Here is a 17,029-nt window from a genome sequence, read left to right as displayed (position 1 = left end):
TGAGCGAATATACTAAGTTCCGCGCAGACTCAGCATGCCTTAATTGTTAGTCCGTGTTTAGTGCATACCGGTTTACACAATTAAGATCTTGGAAGCATTGCAAAAGTCGCTCTACCATATATTCTTCACTTTGACGCAGCCACACTCGCGGATCATAAACCTTTTTATTAGGTTTATCTTCCCCATCCGGATTGCCAATTTGCCCCTGTAAATAATCCTGTTTCTGCTGGTAATAATGTAAAACACCCTGCCAACTTGCCCACTGTGTATCAGTATCGATATTCATCTTAACCACACCATAGGTCAGTGACTCGGCGATTTTTTCAGGCTCAGAACCACTACCGCCATGAAATACAAAGTTTAAGCTATTAGCGGGTAGGCCAAATTTATCTGACACATGGCTTTGAGACTCTCGCAATATCCTCGGAGTGAGCACCACATTACCCGGCTTATACACGCCGTGTACGTTACCGAATGATGCCGCGATAATAAAATTAGGACTAATTTGACTTAGACGTTCATAGGCAAAAGCAACGTCCTCAGGCTGCGTATACAAGGCAGAGTTATCTAAATGAGAATTATCGACACCGTCTTCTTCGCCGCCGGTACAACCCAGTTCGATTTCTAAGGTCATGCCCATTTTGGCCATGCGAGACAAATAGGCTGCACAAATGTCTATATTGTCCAGCAATGGCTCTTCGGACAAGTCGAGCATATGTGAACTAAATAAGGGTTTACCCGTTAACTCAAAGTAACGCTCGCCTTCTTCTAACAAGCCATCAATCCATGGTAATAATTTTTTAGCAGCATGATCGGTATGCAGCATCACAGGCACTGCATAATGTTCTGCTACGGCATGAACATACTTCGCTGCAGTTAGAGCGCCAAGTACAGCAGATTGTTGGCCAGGCAAAGACAGACCTTTGCCAACAAAAAATTGTGCCCCGCCATGTGATAGCTGAATGATCACCGGAGATTGTGCTCTTTTGGCTGCTTCTAATGTGGCATTAATTGAGTTGGTTCCAACTACATTAACCGCCGGCAACGCATACTGATTGCTACGGGCATGACTGTATAAAGCTGTAACATCTTCACCCACTATGACACCAGGTTGAAGCAGGTGAATTACATTTTTCATTGATGGTTTCCTTACTCGATTATCGCCTTTAACAAGCAGAATTTTCGCCTGCCAGTTTCATTAATGTAACCACCAGAGCGGCAAATCCGGAGGGCCACAAAGCCTGAGCTTAAAACCATACAAAAGGGGCTAAGTCGAATTTGTATCTACAAATTTGTACCTTAACTCTTCATTCAGGCGTGTTAATGGGTTCAATGCCTGACCAATAAGCTATAACAAACAGTATTAACTTATTACCAATCTGTCAACCAATTAGTGTTTTCAATAGAAAACAAAGGGGTAACTCTGTTGGTTTTCCTTGTTACCTCCTCTCGCATCTTGTTCCTCTACCAATCAGTGCATGGGTCATAGCGCATGGGTTATAAAGCCCTTTCTGCGCTAACAATCGTTAAAAACTGGCACCGTTCATACCTTGCAACGTAAATTTCTACTCTCGGCACTGACGAACACTTGTCATATGATAGTTAGTCAAATAGGAAGTTGGTCATACCACAATTCATATAAAGAGCGAATTAGTTCACCGATGCAAGAACGCAGATTGATAATTCTGTTACGACCCTTTAAAAATAAGCCATGCAAAAATACGCGGGATAGGATAACTAAAGGCGAGAAAGAGGGTGAGAGGCCGCAGTGTGAATGCTTGATGTTAAAAAATAGAGCTGTGCATGCAACGTTGGTTGAATACACAGCCGGACAATTTAGGCTTTGCGGCTTTGCGGCTTTGCGGCTTTGCGTTAATTTAAGCGACGCAATACATATTGCAAGATACCGCCATTACTGTAATAGCTAAATTCGTTGGGGGTATCTATGCGTATTGTGGCGCTAAAGCTAAATTCGCTATCATCTTTTGCCACTCTCACTGTTACGTCTTGCTGATCTGGTTGTATAACATCTATGGAATATTGTTCTGTACCGTCAAGTTTCAAACTGGCCGCGCTTTCACCTTCCTTAAACTGGAGGGGTAAAATGCCCATGCCTATTAAATTCGAGCGGTGAATTCGCTCGTAACTTTCAGCAAGCACTACTTTTACACCAAGTAACAAAGGCCCTTTAGCCGCCCAGTCTCGTGAGCTCCCCGTACCGTATTCTTTACCGGCGATCACAATACAGGGAATATCCTGTTGCTGATATTGCATGGCGGCAGCAAATACGCTCATTTGTTCGCCTGAGGGCTGTAACCGTGTCCAACCGCCTTCCGTGCCAGGTGCTAATTGATTTTTCAAACGAATATTAGCAAAGGTGCCGCGCATCATTACTTCATGATTACCACGGCGTGAACCAAATGAATTAAAGTCTTGCTCATCCACACCATGTTCACGTAAATATTCCGCAGCCGGGCCAGAAGGGTCAATACTGCCAGCTGGTGAGATATGGTCGGTAGTCACTGAGTCTCCCAACTTTAACAAACAGCGAGCGTTTTTGATGGCGCTGAGCGCTGCGGGCTTTAGCGCCATGTCGGCAAAAAAGGTTGGTTTTTTAACGTAAGTTGATTCTGGCCAATCATATTGGGCACTGTCAGCTATTTCTAAGGCATTCCAGCTCTCGTCGCCTTCAAAAATGTGGGCATAACGCTCAGTGAACATTTTACTACTGACGACTTCGTTCACTAGGGTTTGTATTTCATCATTAGTTGGCCAAATATCTCGCAGATACACAGGCTTGCCTGCCTTAGAAGTACCGAGTGGTTCGGTGAGCAAATCCACGTTCATGTTACCCGCTAGTGCGTACGCCACCACTAAAGGCGGAGATGCCAGGTAATTGGCTTTAACATCAGAATGAATGCGGCCTTCAAAGTTACGGTTACCGGATAACACAGCGCTAACGTTCAGTTTTCCCTGTCGAATTGCATGACTAATGGGGTCAGGTAAAGGACCAGAATTGCCAATACAAGTAGTACAACCGTAGCCGACCAAATTAAAGCCCATGGATTCTAGGTCGGTGGTTAACTGTGCTTTGTCGAGGTATTCAGTAACAACTTGCGAGCCTGGGGCAAAACTGGTTTTTACCCAAGGTTTTACCGCAAGCCCCAAGGCCTTGGCTTTTCTGGCCAACAAACCTGCCGCTACCAATACCGATGGATTTGAAGTATTTGTACAACTAGTAATAGCGGCAATAACAACAGCGCCGTCTTTCAGTTTAAATTGCTGGCCTTTGTAGTCGCAATCAGGCTCGTGATCATCAGGCGTCACTTGCTGGCCCCCTTCACTATCAAAACGACCTTTCTCAGTATCGTCAGTGGTGACCAATAATTTTTGCTGCTCTGATAACCAATGATTAAACTGGGTCGCAGCTTGAGTCAAAGGAATACGATCTTGTGGGCGTTTGGGTCCAGCAATCGAGCTCACCACCTCGCTTAGATTCAGACTCAAAGTGGCGTGATATTCTGCAGACTGCTGCGCCTCTGTTCCCCACATGCCTTGCGCTTTGGCATACGCTTTAATGACCTTAATGTGATGCTCGTCTCTGCCAGTAAGCTTTAAATAAGTTTCAGTTTGCTCATCCAATGGAAATAAACCGCAGGTTGCACCGTATTCAGGCGCCATATTAGCAATGGTTGCACGATCAGCAATCGACAGATGTTTGACACCTTCGCCAAAAAATTCGACAAATTTACCTACAACCCCAAAGTTACGCAGCGTTTCGGTAATGGTGAGCACTAAGTCAGTTGCAGTAGTACCCGCGGGTAAAGCACCGGATAATTCCATACCTACTACCTCTGGTACCAACATGGTAACCGGCTGCCCTAACATGGCGGCTTCTGCTTCAATGCCACCAACACCCCAGCCCAATACCCCAAGGCCATTAATCATGGTGGTGTGTGAGTCAGTACCCACTAAGGTATCTGGATATAACAGTGCTGAGCTAATTTGATTGGCTTGTTCGCTGTCGCCATTATTCACTGAATTTTCACTGTCACTCTTGTCATCGATAAAAACTACTCTGGCTAAATATTCCAAATTAACTTGATGCACGATGCCTTTACCTGGTGGCACCACCTTAAAATTGTCAAAGGCTTTCTGACCCCAACGTAAAAACTGATAACGCTCTTTATTTCGTTCGACTTCTTTGGCGGTATTCTTACTAAACGCATCTTTTTGGGCAAAAAAGTCAACCATAACAGAGTGGTCAATGACCAATTCTACCGGTTTTAATGGGTTAATCTTTTGCGGTGAGCCACCCAAATCTACCATTGCGTCGCGCATCGCAGCTAAGTCGACTACAGCAGGCACGCCGGTAAAATCTTGTAATACAACGCGAGAGGGCACAAAGGCTATTTCTGTGGGTGTTGGATCTAATACATCCCAACTGGCCAATTTTACAATGTCCTCAGGCTGAACAAAGGCTTGATCATGATGACGCAGTAAATTTTCTAATAAAATTTTAGCCGCAAATGGCAACCTAGATAGCGCATAGTCTTTGGCTAAAGTCTCAAGACTAAAGTAGCGATACGCTTTGCCATCAACTGACAGTGTTTTTAAATAGTGAGAAGTGCTGTGCATAGTAAGCTCCCTTGGTGCATCAAAAAAATTTTCGCCCGCCTACCAACGTCTTATTTTTAAAGATGAAGTGCTTATCCTCCATACCGAGGCGACGAAACGAATGTGGAGTGATAAGAGCAAGTTACACACCAGCTATGATAAGCCTTATATAGAGGGCTTTAACGCGCTTTACCTATTTTTACACCCCAGATAGCGTAAATATTACTCACTGACCTGTAACATTTGCGGATTTAACAGGATAACAGCCTTTGTTTGACGATTTTTGAACGAGCTGCGATGAACCGAGACGTACTACACGCCGCAACGAGGGAGTGATTTAGCCGTAGATCCATGTTTTGGCGTGATATTTGAACAGTAGTTAGATGTTTTACTCGACAAAATTTGCTCGATAGCGTTAAAAAAAGGAAACCAATAACATGTCTAAGAAACCGACTCTAACAACTTCCGCAGGCACGCCTGTTCCATCAAATGACACAACCCTTACCGCCGGCGCCCGTGGTCCGTCACTACTTCAAGATTACCAACTGATTGAAAAGTTAGCCCACCAAAACAGAGAGCGTATACCTGAACGCGCTGTCCACGCCAAAGGTTGGGGCGCGCAAGGGGTATTTACAGTTACGCATGATATTACCCAATATACCTGTGCAGATATCTTTTCTAGCATCGGTAAGCAAACCGAAGTTCTGAGCCGCTGGTCAACCGTTGCCGGTGAATCAGGCGCAGCGGACACCGAGCGAGACGTGAGAGGCTTTAGCTTAAAATTTTATACAGAACAGGGTAATTGGGACATGGTGGGTAATAACACCCCAGTGTTTTTTGTACGTGATGCCTATAAATTTCCCGATTTTATTCGCACGCAAAAACGTCATCCTAAAACCAACTTGCGGTCACCCGAAGCGATGTTTGACTTTTGGGCTGCACAGCCAGAGTCAGTACATCAGGTCACTATTTTGATGTCTGATCGCGGCATTCCAACTAGTCCCATGCACATGAATGGCTACGGCAGCCACACCTACAGTTTGTACAACAAGCAAGGCGAGCGTTTTTGGGTGAAGTTTCACTTCAAAACGCAACAAGGTCATCAGCATTACACTAATGAAGAATCCGAAAAATTGATTGGTAAAACCCGAGAGGCCTACCAAGAAACCTTGTACAACGCGATTGATAATGGCGATTTTCCAAAATGGACCTTGTTTATTCAAGTGATGCCTGAAACCGAAGCCGGCCAACAAAACTACAACCCCTTCGATGTGACCAAAGTGTGGCCGCACGCTGATTATCCGTTAATAGAAGTGGGCGAGCTTGAGATGAATAAAAATCCAGATAACTACTTTCAGATGGTCGAAAATGCCGCTTACAGCCCCTCAAACGTCGTACCTGGTATAGGCCTAAGTCCAGACAAAATGCTCCAAGCGAGAGTATTTTCGTATGCAGATGCCCATCGGTATCGCCTCGGTACCCATTATGAAGCCTTACCGGCTAACCGCCCTAAAAATGCCAAGGTGAACCATTACCACAAAGATGGTGCAATGCGTTTTTTCACCAATGATTTCGATAACGCCGACGCGTATTACGAACCCAACCAGCATGACGGCCCTGTGGCTGATCCGAGTGTGCAAGAGCCACCACTAAAAATTGACGGCAATGCTGATAGATATAAACAGGAGACAGAAGATGCCGACTTTATTCAACCTAGAGCGCTTTTCGAGTTGTTCAGCGACGAACAAAAGCAACGCTTATACGCAAATTACGCGGCAGCTATGGGACCTTGTTCTATGGCAGTTAAAGAGAGATGGTACGCAGTATTAAAACGCGTGCATCCTGAGTATGAAGCCGGCGTTCGCAAGGCCAATGAAGAAATGGATAGCGATGTGAATACGGTTCCTATTACTGACAACACCCCACTTGAAGATAAATAAGTAACGAGAAAATGGGCAATGATAGGCATTGCCCATTTTTATTTTGACTCTATCAACCCCCTAACGTGTCCCCACAATACCTTGGGTGGGCTAATGATTAAATCTGCTTTGGGTTTGAAAATCAGGGGCGAATAGCTTAAATTGGTCAATCCAAAGACGACACACTACGGTTTGAACCGTCCAATTCAGCGCAATTAAACCCTGGCCATATCCCTATGTTTGTACCTGTTTTACCCACCCAGCGCGACAAAAGTCATACACATACCCAGCGTCTCTATTTGAATATTGCCGACCAGTTGTCAGCGCTGATCCAATCGCAAAATATGAATCCGGGGCATCGCCTTCCTGCAGAGCGGGATCTCGCTTTACAATTTGATGTAAGTCGGCAAACTGTGCGTGAAGCGCTAATTGCCTTGGAAGTATCTGGCTCAGTGGAAATTAGACCCGGTTCAGGGGTGTATGTGCTCAAGTCAGACCGAATCAAAAACTCTTTATTGTTAGAAGATGCCCCCGGACCTTTCGAAATTATGGAAGCACGTTTGTTAATTGAGGGCGAAGCGGCCGCCTTGGCAGCACAGCGCATCAGCAACGAAGAATTACTCAAGTTAAAAACTTATTTAAACCAAATGCGCAAATTGGTTGAGCAGAATCAAATCAAAGAAGCAGAATTATTTGACGGTAAGTTTCATCAACTTATTGCACACGCATCAAGAAACAGCGCTATTTTCACCATGGTCGAATGGCTATGGGCCCTGCGAGAATCTTCAGAGATTAGTCGTTTATTTACTGAAAAAGTCCGTCAGCACGGTGCTAACCCAAATATTAAAGCCCATGAAGAGCTCTATCAGATGCTGAGCCGACGCGATTCAGAAGGGGCGAGAAAGGTTATGCATGAACATTTATCGCAAGTGACTGAGACTTATGCCTTATCACTAGCTGATTAAAATTGGACAGACCAAAGTTGCAATTGGACTGTCCTGTTGGTATATAGTCAGTTAACTTTATTTTTCTCGGAAATAGACACATGCTTATGACTTTTGCCAAACGGCTCTGTATCGCAAGTTTAGTGGTGGCCTCAGTTAATGTTCACGCTACTGAGTCACACACGGATTTGGTTTACCCGTATCTCGATACCGCTAATAGCAGATGGTTTTTTTTCGACTCGGCATCATTACCTTTTGGTATGGTCAACTTAAGTCCCGACACTGAACTTGGCGGCGCCTGGGGCAGCGGTTATCGCTACAATAGCGAAGAAATCAAAGGCTTTAGTCATGTTCATGCATGGCAGTTATCTGGCTTATCGGTGATGCCTGTTTCAAGTGACACACCGCTCAAAGAACTAAAAAATGATTACTACTCAAGCTTCAGTCACGAAAAAGAACAAGTCAGGCCAGGCTATCATCAGGTTTATTTAAACCGTTACAATATCAATGTAGAGCTTACTGCCACCACTCGGGTGGGTTTGCACAAAATTCAGTATCCCGCTAACCAAGCACAACAGCTTTTATTTCAACTTGGCGGCCAATTAGGCCCTTCAGAATTAGGCCACGCTGAAATTCATCAGCAAGGCAGCTCAGCGCTTAGTGGCTTCATCACTAACAAAGCAACGTTTAGACGACCACGCCCAACTAAAGTCTATTTTTATGCGCAGTTTAATCAAGACATCGACACACTCACTGCGTGGCGCAAAGAACAAATTTTTGAACACGTTAGCGGGATTGATGGCGAAGATGCTGGCGTATTAGTGAATTTGAAAGGACAAGCTCAGGCAACCTTACTCAAAGTGGGCATTTCTTATGTGTCTGAACACAATGCCAAAGCCAATATTGACGCAGAACTGGCTCATTGGCAGTTCGAGCAAGTAAAACAACAGGCCGATTCAACATGGAACAAGATGCTGTCGCAGATTGAAATTAGCGGTGGCACAGAAAACCAGCGACGCCGTTTTTACACCGACTTATGGCATGCCTTGCAAGGCCGCCGAATTATTTCAGATGCCAACGGCCAATATATGGATCAAACAGCCAGTATAGCGCGCGTGGGGCAACTCCCCCTTGACCCTCAAGGTAAACCGAAATTTAACCAGCATAATTCAGACTCGTTTTGGGGTGCACAGTGGACTATCAGCACGCTATGGCCTCTGGCTTATCCTAAGGTGGCCTCTGATTTTACGAATAGTTTGTTGCAGTATTATCGTGATGGCGGGCAAATTCCGCGTGGTCCTTCTGGTGGTAACTACACCTACGTTATGACGGGAGCCTCATCAACCCCCTTTATAGTGTCTAACTACATGAAAGGTATTCGTGACTTTGATATTGATTTGGCTTATCGGGGTTTACAACATAGTCATTCTGCACAAGGCATGATGGCCAGAGCAGGTTATGAACATTACAGCCTAGCGGGTGGTGGCATGAGCCATTACCTCGACAAAGGTTATGTGCCCTACCCCTTACCAGAAAACGAAAGTAACTATGGTAACCACCGCCGTGGCACGGGCATGACCTTAGAATACGCCTTTCAAGATCACGCGTTAGCTCAGTTTGCCAAAGCCTTGGGCCACGACGAAGACTATGCGTATTACAGTAATCGTGCACAAAACTATCGCCATGTATTTGATGCAGAATCAGGCTTTATGCGCTCCCGAAATGCAGATGGTAGCTGGCAAACCCCCTTTGATCCTTATTTGTATGAAAACGGCTTTGTTGAGTCTAACCCAGCACAAGGTACGTGGTTTGTGCCCCATGATATCCAGGGTTTAGCTGAACTTATGGGGGGCAATGAGGTATTAATTCAACGCCTTGATGATGCTTTTAAAATCGCAGAAAAACAGGAGTTTACCTCTGGTAAAGCCCATGCCCATGAGGCTAACGCTGATTACAGCCGCACGCCTATTAATTACGGCAATCAGCCCAGTATGCAAACTGCGTTTATGTTTAGTGCGGCAGGTGCGCCTTGGAAAACTCAATACTGGTCAAGGAAAGTCGTTGATACGGTGTACGCAGATTTAAGCCCTGACTTTGGCTACAACGGCGATGAAGATCAGGGCTTAATGGGCAGTTTGAGTGTACTGATGAAGATAGGTTTATTTCAACTCACTGGTGGTACAGAAGTCGACCCCATTTATTGGATAGGTAGCCCGCAGTTCGAACGCATCGATATTCATCTCGATCAGCAATATTACTCGGGCCGCACATTTAGCATCGTCGCCACAGGTAATAATGCAACAAGCCCCTATATCAAGGCCATCAAACTAAACGGGCTTACCCTGTCACGCACTTATTTGCGCCACAGTGAAATAGTACAAGGTGGTGTGCTCGAATTAACCATGTCTGACACGCCCAATACCAGCTTAAAATAACGAGATGAGCCGTATTCAGTGTTTACTATTTGATAACGATGGCACCTTAGTCGACAGTGAATGGCTGTGTAATCGCGCCATCGCTATTTTGTTTCGGCCATTGGGCGTAAGACTGGATACCGCTTACTTGGTTAAACATTATCGCGGGGGTGAGTTAGCAAAAATCTTTGCAAATTTAGCTGAAACTCATCACGTAACACTTAGCGATGATTTTATTGAACGTTATCGAGCAGTGGTAGCCGAGTTATTTAAACGTAAACTCAACCCTATTAGCGGCATACCTGAAGCCCTCGAGCAATTGCCGCAAGCCAAAGCAGTGGTGTCAAATGGGCCGCTGACAAAAATTCAGCAAGCATTAGACCTGTGTGGTTTAAGCCAGTACTTTAATAAAAACCTATTTAGTGCCTACGATATTGGCTTCTTTAAACCCGACCCCGCCATCTACCTATGCAGTGCCCAAAAAATGGGTTTTGCGCCCTCGCAATGTGCCGTGATTGAAGACAGCATGGCTGGTATAGAGGCGGGAGTAAAAGCCGGGATGCACGTATTTTTTTATAACCCCCATCAAGAACATTGCCCTTTCGAGCAGGTATACCAGTTTGAAAATGCCGCTCAACTGCCCAGTTTAATTGCCAAGATTCGTTAATAGTGAGCGCTCTCACACTGGTACAGACGCTTCACTGATTTACCTTTTGATAAGGCGTTCGATGAAATTGACACCGGTGTCAATAGTGTGTTAAAAATACGTTAACACCCTCAAGAAGCGTTTGTTTGCCCGCTTCATGAGTAAAGAATCGTAACTATTAAAAAAGAGTCAATCCATGTCTAATTTAGTCAAAACGTCGCTGTTGTTAAGCGCGACTATTTTTTGTAACAGCAGTATTGCCCAGACCACTTACCACCAATATATCGACCCGTTTATCGGCTCAGTAGGCTTAGGTAACGTATTTGTTGGACCAAGCAATCCTTTTGGCATGGTAAAACCAGGTCCAGATATTGGCACTCACAGTAACAGTGGTTACGATCCTGACTTAAACAAAGCTCTTGTGGGGTTTAGCCAAATCCATGTTAGTGGTACGGGTGGCGGCCCGAAATACGGCAATATTTCCGTCATGCCTTACTCTGGTGACTTTGATAGCATTGAGCAACACAGTTTACGCACCAGTGAAAGCACCAAAGTGGGTTATTACGCCGCTGAATTGAGTAAATGGGGCATCACAGCCGAATTAGCCACCGCTGATCGAGCCGCCTTTCATCGCTATACCTTCAAAGACACCAAACACAACGCCATTAAAATAGACGGTGGTTTTTTTCTGGGTGAGAAGTCGGTACCTGACTCCCGTGAAGCTCAACAATTTGTGGGCTCTGAAGTCGAGGTCGTGTCACCAACTGAAGTGCGCGGTTACAGTCGTATTCGTGGCGGTTGGAACAACGGCAGTGCTTATACCGTTTATTATGCAGCCATGTTTGATCAGCCCTGTGACAACTTCAGCACGTTTAAAAGTGAAACCCTTTACCCAGCGCAAATCAGCCAGTTTGATTCGGCTGAAAAAACCGGTTTAGTGTGTGAGTTTAGCAATCACAAAAGTAAAACGGTGAATCTGAAAATAGGACTGTCGTTTATCAGTGAAGCCAAAGCCAAACAAAACCTCAACAGCGAATTACCCAACTGGGATTTTGCCCAGGTAGTCAAGAATACGCAAAACAAGTGGGAGGCGCTAATTTCTAAAATTGAAGTTGATAAGTCCACCAGCCGTGAACAAAAAATCATGTTTTATACCGGCTTATATCATACCATGTTGATGCCAGTTGACCGTTCAGGCGAAAACCCATTATGGACCGCCACGCCCTACTACGATGATTTTTACGCCATTTGGGACACCTTTCGCTCATCCTCTCCGCTGATTACCTTGATCGCGCCCAAGCGTCAGGCAGACATCATCAACGCCATGCTAAATATCTATCAATACGACGGTTATTTACCTGAAGGACGCAGCGGTAACAGCAACGGCAGAACCCAAGGAGGCTCGAATGCTGATGTAGTGATTGCCGATGCCTACGTTAAAAAGTTAAGTGGCGTGAACTATCACCAAGCGTTAAAAGCCATGATTAAAAACGCCACTATTGCACCAGGCGGCAATGCGGAGCGAGAAGGCCGAGGCGGTTTAGAGGACTATAATCGTTTGGGGTATGTGTCTACAGACTACGTTCGTGCAGGCAATCGTACACTTGAATACGCTTATAATGACTTTGCACTGGCAACTGTCGCAGAAGGTTTAGAGCGCATGGGCGAGTATTACCGGTTTAGCCAACAAGCTGATAATTGGCAAAACCTATGGCGCGACATTGAACATGATGGGGCGCAGGGTTTTATTATGCCTAAAGATGCCACGGGTAATTGGGTTGACGAAGTGCCGTGCGCCAGCACTGAAGGCTTAAACGCCCGTATTCCTTACACACCTATCGCCCAAGACTGGCCAAATTGTGTGTGTTGGTGGTGTGGCTTCTTCTATGAAGCCAGTTCGTGGGAATACTCGTTTTATGTGCCCCACGATGTCGCCAAACTCATTGAAAAAAGCGGCGGTAAGCAAGCCTTTGAACAGCGCTTAAATACCTTGTTTGATAAAGACTATTACAATGTCGGTAACGAACCCTCATTCTTAACCTCAACGCTTTACCACTGGTTAGGCAAACCCTATTTAAGCTCGGATAGAATTCATCAAATCATCGATAAACACTACCATAGTGGACGCGATGGCTTACCCGGTAACGACGACTCGGGTGCAATGTCCTCATGGTTAGCCTTTCATATGATGGGTTTATACCCTAATGCAGGTCAACCTTATTATTTACTCAATACGCCGTATTTAAAGTCTTCAACCTTGCATGTTGGTAACAACAAGATTTTCAAGATCAAAGCTGATAATTTAAGTGATAAAAACAAATATATCGTCTCTGCCACCTTGAACGGTAAAGACTTCAATAAGGCGTGGATTGAACACGAAGCTATCATCAACGGCGGAGAACTCATCCTCAAAATGGGCTCAAAGCCCTCTAAATGGGGTAGCGAAAACTTACCACCATCTAAGTCGATTCAACATTAGCATGATGGGTGCAAGCGGGATATAACGTTCTCTATTGCACTTTTTTGCAAAAAATTTTAACCAGACCTATTTTGAGTGCATCGAATACTACTTTGAGTATAATGCCGGCGGCTTTTGCCTAAATTATAAAATAAAAAGGAAATTTGAATGAAAAAATTGGTTTTGAGAACCTTAGTTGCTGCCACTGTAATCGTAACTTCTGGCTGTGCCACAATTCTTTCTGAAGACACTCACAAAATAAACGTCTCTACCTCTAATGGTCAAAAAATTGATGTCAACGTTGATGGAGCCACTCAGCAAGCACCGGGTGTTATCACTCTTAAAAAAGAAAATGCTGATAAAATTTTAGTCACTGATGCTGAAGGTTGTACTTCAGAAACCCAACTGAACAAAGAAATTGAACCTACTTTTTGGGTGAACATTCTTTCTGGTGGTGTTTTCGGTTCAAGTACCGACATGGGAAGTAAAAAAATGTGGAAATATCAGGACTCTGTCACTATCAGCTGTAACTAATATTTCATGTTTTACCTGAACAAAGGAAGCTTTACGGCTTCCTTTTTATTTGCGCTATTGCTTATTTGCACTTTTTCTCAGCAGACAGAAGCCGCAGTGTCACCTACTCAAATGCAGACTCTTGCTAAAGACCCAGTATGGCAAGCCCTGATTCAAGCTCAAGCGAATACTCCTAGAATTTCCGATCCTACCTTTTTGCTTTCTGCAGAAGACTTTAGCAGCCTAAATGAACTAAGCAAAACGATCGAATTACTGACTATGCAGCCATCTGCTGCCTGCCGTTTCCCCGCGCGAAAACGCTACATTGAACGCCAGTTAACTATCAGCTTGTCAAACTTCTCAATGAGCGATTGCGTAGGCTACACAGAGTTTTCTACTTTAGCCCCAGCAGACAAAATCTATTTGGTGTATACCTCTGAAAATCTAACTCAAGCCAGCAGCATGATGGGCCATGTTATGTTGAAAATTGAAGGGACCAATAACAAGGCTAACGCCGTCTCTCATGCCGTCTCTTTTTTTACCGAACTAGACAGTATTAATGCTGCAAAAATACTGTGGGAAAGTCTCTTTATTGGCAAACAAAGTTTCTTCAAAGTATCTCCTTATCAAGAGCACATTGATCAGTATTTAAACGCAGAGCAACGGAATGTATGGGAATACCAACTTGATTTTAACCCAGAGCAACTGCAACTTATTCACGCCCACCTATGGGAATTAAAAAATGCGACCATCCCTTATTTTTTTCACACCTATAATTGCGCAACGCTAACTCAACTGCTGTTAGCAATCGGCCAACCGACAATGAGCCCCGAACCTAACGCATGGGTCACACCTCTAGATGTCGTGAAGTCAGCACAGGCAAATAAACTAATATCAACAACCACTGTTATAGCTGCAAATAAGTGGAAAATTAGAATGTTGCAGGACGCACATTCCCTGAGAAATAACCCCATACCTGACCCGAAGATCGATTCTCGAAATCTAGCAAACCTTGCGTCACGCCATGCTGAATCACAGTTTTTATCATTAAAGCTACTTGAAAGTTTTTATCTCTACCAATTACAAAATGGAGCGATAGATAGAACTACTTTTAACGATAATAAAGGAATACTTAAGGCCTTTGGCCAAGACCAAAACTTAGAGCAATTCGACATTGATTTGAGCGCTTATAAACAGCCCATCGCGGCGCCCAACGACTCGCAGTTTTCGGTAGGGATGCGTCAAATAGACAGCGAAAATTGGTTTCAGATTCACTATATGCCAGCATCACGCAGACTCGAAGATGATAATCGTCAGTTCTTTAGTGAAAGTGCACTGGAACTATCCTCATTATCACTCTTAGTTTCAGCCCAAAATACAAAGATTGAGTTAGAAGAATGGTCGTTGTATGCAATGCGCAGCTTGGTGCCCTATGAGCCTTTTACCGGTGGCGTATCTAGCCAATTGCGCATTGGTGTTCAACAACACGTAAACCCGTATTTACAGCGTGCTTTAGCCTTAGATATTTATAGCGGCATAGGGCTCGCAGTGAAACTCTCCCATGATTTATTGTTGTATTCACAGATGAATGTAGGTTTAGGCTTTAGTGAGGGGCATGGCTATATTTATACTCGCCCAGAGGTAGGTCTGATGTTTTATCAAATATTTGATATGAAAACTCTCGTGTCATTTTCAATTACCGACAATCAACGACAGGGGGACCAAGTCATTAAAAGCCTAGCCCTTACTCACTCTATCTATACCCAGCAAAATATTTCACTGCACGGGACATTTGAAAAAAAATGGACAAATTTAAATGAGCAACAGTCATTTGGACTGTATTTTAAGTATCTTTACTAAACTTATTTAACTTGGCACTAAATAAGTGCGACAAGCACCATAAATGCCTGACACCGATCAGGCTTTATCAGCTAAACCGGTGCCAAGCTTATAAGGCCTTATTCCACCAGAATAAATACCGGATTGCTGTAAAACCATAAGTCAGACCATGGGTCTTCGCCCGGAGGGTCGATTGTTGGCTCTAGTTCATTTGCCTGATTTGTACCGCGAATACGGATATATTGTGAATGTTCAATATCCGCAATAGCAAATTGAAATTCCCGATATTCGCCTTTGACCTGCCAATCGCTTGAAGTGTAGCGAGCACTCACTTTTGTACTTGGATTATGATCGACAGAAGAATTAGCTGCTTTGCCTGTTACATCACCCTGTATAACATCGACACGGGCTACCGTTGGCGTACCACGGCCAAAGTTTGGCTGGCTGGGATCTCGAAAACGAATGCGGATATTCACCTTGTCGCCTTTTTTCACCTTTAAGGTGCCACCGATATCAACCTGTTGCCCTTGTTCATCGCTCACCAACACTGAAAGTTCGTTAATCAAATCACCTGTGGCCACAAACACATGACCACCGCGCAGGGCTTCAAGAATACTGTCGTATTGTTTTTCGGCATATACAAAGGTTTTAGAGTATTCGCCAGGCCAAAAGTCCGTTCGCCCTTCGGTATAGTGCATATGGCTGTCAGATGTAGCGGTGATCCACCAATGGCGTCCCTCGCCTAACATACTGTCCCAAACGCCACCTACTTGGGCGGTCATTTGATCAAAGCCCCCCATAGTCGGGAAGTCGTCATAACCACCACGACGCCCAGTTTTACGAATTGAGCCGTCAGGATTAAGGGCATTGGCTTGATGACCTGGTGCGCCTTCCATACCAATGACCACATCTGGTGCTGCATCTTGCCAACTGCGCAACTGAGCGGGTGTCACTTTGTTGAATGTGCCTAGATCAGTGGCCAATCTGGCTGGATGGTTAGTGATTAGAATGGGTTTTAATGCTTGTGCTTGCATGCTACGCAGTGCTTTAAGCATAAATTCGTTGCTATCACGACTGCTGGTATCAGGCTCTATTTCACGACGATTAAAGTTTTTTTCAATGTTGTATAACTGACTCGCTTCGTTGTCAGAGTAAGGAATAATCAAACTACAATGACGGGCGCCCGGCGTGTCGAATTCCATACCATAGAACTGCAATACTTCTGGTGTGGCTTTACGTGAGTCTACAAGTTCAGGATAGGCTTGGTGTAAATTCAACTCACTGTGGTTCGGTCCGCCGTGATCTGTAGTAACCATCCAACTTAAGTTATGGTGCTTTGCCATCTGCGCATAAATAGCGGTGGCATATTGTGCGTCACCACGCAATATAGGTGTGGGCGGATTCGTCGAAGTATCCCATTTTGCGCTGTATTTACCGTGTATATGGTGATCACCAGCTAGCCATTGTTTGCCTTTATTTGCCTGCGTAATGTGTTCACTCAATGACTTCGCCTGATGGTTTTGACAGGAAACTAACACAGGTAGTAACAAGCACAACAAGGCGTTGCTCGGAGGTATTCTTTTGTAAAACATGACACTTCTCAATTTTAGACTCGGATGTTATGCAATTCGTTATTTACATTTTTGCTATTTATCAATTAAAAAGGCGCTGCGAAATTC

10 protein-coding genes are annotated in these 17,029 nt (G+C 44.5%); 7 read left to right on the top strand and 3 right to left on the bottom strand.

Going from position 1 to position 17,029, the window contains the following annotated elements:
• Positions 1 to 46: 46 nt before the first annotated feature.
• Both fbaA and acnA read right to left on the bottom strand, forming a co-directional pair.
• Positions 47 to 1,138 carry a class II fructose-bisphosphate aldolase gene (fbaA, locus tag ACEN2L_RS12195; protein ID WP_306022959.1) on the bottom strand — a complete coding sequence of 364 codons (1,092 nt, stop codon included), beginning with the start codon at positions 1,136 to 1,138 and terminating at the stop codon, positions 47 to 49.
• A 734-nt stretch (positions 1,139 to 1,872) separates the two neighbouring features.
• On the bottom strand, positions 1,873 to 4,638 hold the full coding sequence (gene acnA, locus ACEN2L_RS12190; protein ID WP_441744052.1) for an aconitate hydratase AcnA: 2,766 nt from the start codon (positions 4,636 to 4,638) through the stop codon (positions 1,873 to 1,875).
• Positions 4,639 to 5,054: 416 nt separating this feature from the next.
• On the opposite strand from acnA, the gene ACEN2L_RS12185 reads away from it, so the two are divergent.
• The 7 genes from ACEN2L_RS12185 to ACEN2L_RS12155 all read left to right on the top strand — a co-directional run bounded on the left by ACEN2L_RS12185 (position 5,055) and on the right by ACEN2L_RS12155 (position 15,371).
• A complete protein-coding gene (locus ACEN2L_RS12185; protein WP_441744051.1) occupies positions 5,055 to 6,557 on the top strand; it encodes a catalase in 1,503 nt (500 codons plus the stop codon).
• 215 nt (positions 6,558 to 6,772) lie between these two features.
• Positions 6,773 to 7,501 carry a FadR/GntR family transcriptional regulator gene (locus ACEN2L_RS12180; protein ID WP_441744049.1) on the top strand — a complete coding sequence of 243 codons (729 nt, stop codon included), beginning with the start codon at positions 6,773 to 6,775 and terminating at the stop codon, positions 7,499 to 7,501.
• 80 nt (positions 7,502 to 7,581) lie between these two features.
• The gene (locus ACEN2L_RS12175) at positions 7,582 to 9,915 is read left to right on the top strand and encodes a GH92 family glycosyl hydrolase (RefSeq protein ID WP_441744047.1); all 2,334 of its coding nucleotides are present in this window, start codon (positions 7,582 to 7,584) and stop codon (positions 9,913 to 9,915) included.
• 4 nt (positions 9,916 to 9,919) lie between these two features.
• A complete protein-coding gene (locus ACEN2L_RS12170; protein ID WP_441744046.1) occupies positions 9,920 to 10,561 on the top strand; it encodes an HAD-IA family hydrolase in 642 nt (213 codons plus the stop codon).
• A gap of 175 nt (positions 10,562 to 10,736) precedes the next feature.
• Positions 10,737 to 13,019, top strand: coding sequence for a GH92 family glycosyl hydrolase (locus ACEN2L_RS12165; RefSeq protein WP_441744045.1), 2,283 nt, complete (start codon positions 10,737 to 10,739; stop codon positions 13,017 to 13,019).
• A gap of 147 nt (positions 13,020 to 13,166) precedes the next feature.
• Positions 13,167 to 13,532 (top strand): adenosine deaminase, encoded by a 366-nt coding sequence (locus ACEN2L_RS12160; RefSeq protein ID WP_306024448.1) that lies wholly within the window; start codon positions 13,167 to 13,169, stop codon positions 13,530 to 13,532.
• Positions 13,533 to 13,628: 96 nt separating this feature from the next.
• Positions 13,629 to 15,371, top strand: coding sequence for an Lnb N-terminal periplasmic domain-containing protein (locus ACEN2L_RS12155; protein ID WP_441744043.1), 1,743 nt, complete (start codon positions 13,629 to 13,631; stop codon positions 15,369 to 15,371).
• Positions 15,372 to 15,469: 98 nt separating this feature from the next.
• Here the strand turns inward: ACEN2L_RS12155 and ACEN2L_RS12150 are convergent, their stop codons facing one another.
• Positions 15,470 to 16,852, bottom strand: a complete 1,383-nt coding sequence (locus tag ACEN2L_RS12150; protein ID WP_441744041.1) for a hypothetical protein — start codon at positions 16,850 to 16,852, stop codon at positions 15,470 to 15,472.
• Positions 16,853 to 17,029: the final 177 nt, after the last annotated feature.

It is taken from the genome of Flavobacterium sp. W21_SRS_FM6 (genome assembly GCF_052119645.1).
In the GTDB taxonomy this organism is placed as follows: Bacteria; Pseudomonadota; Gammaproteobacteria; order Enterobacterales; family Alteromonadaceae; genus Paraglaciecola.
Note: the sequence above shows the minus strand (reverse complement) of the source record. Positions and strands in the feature narration are given on the sequence as shown.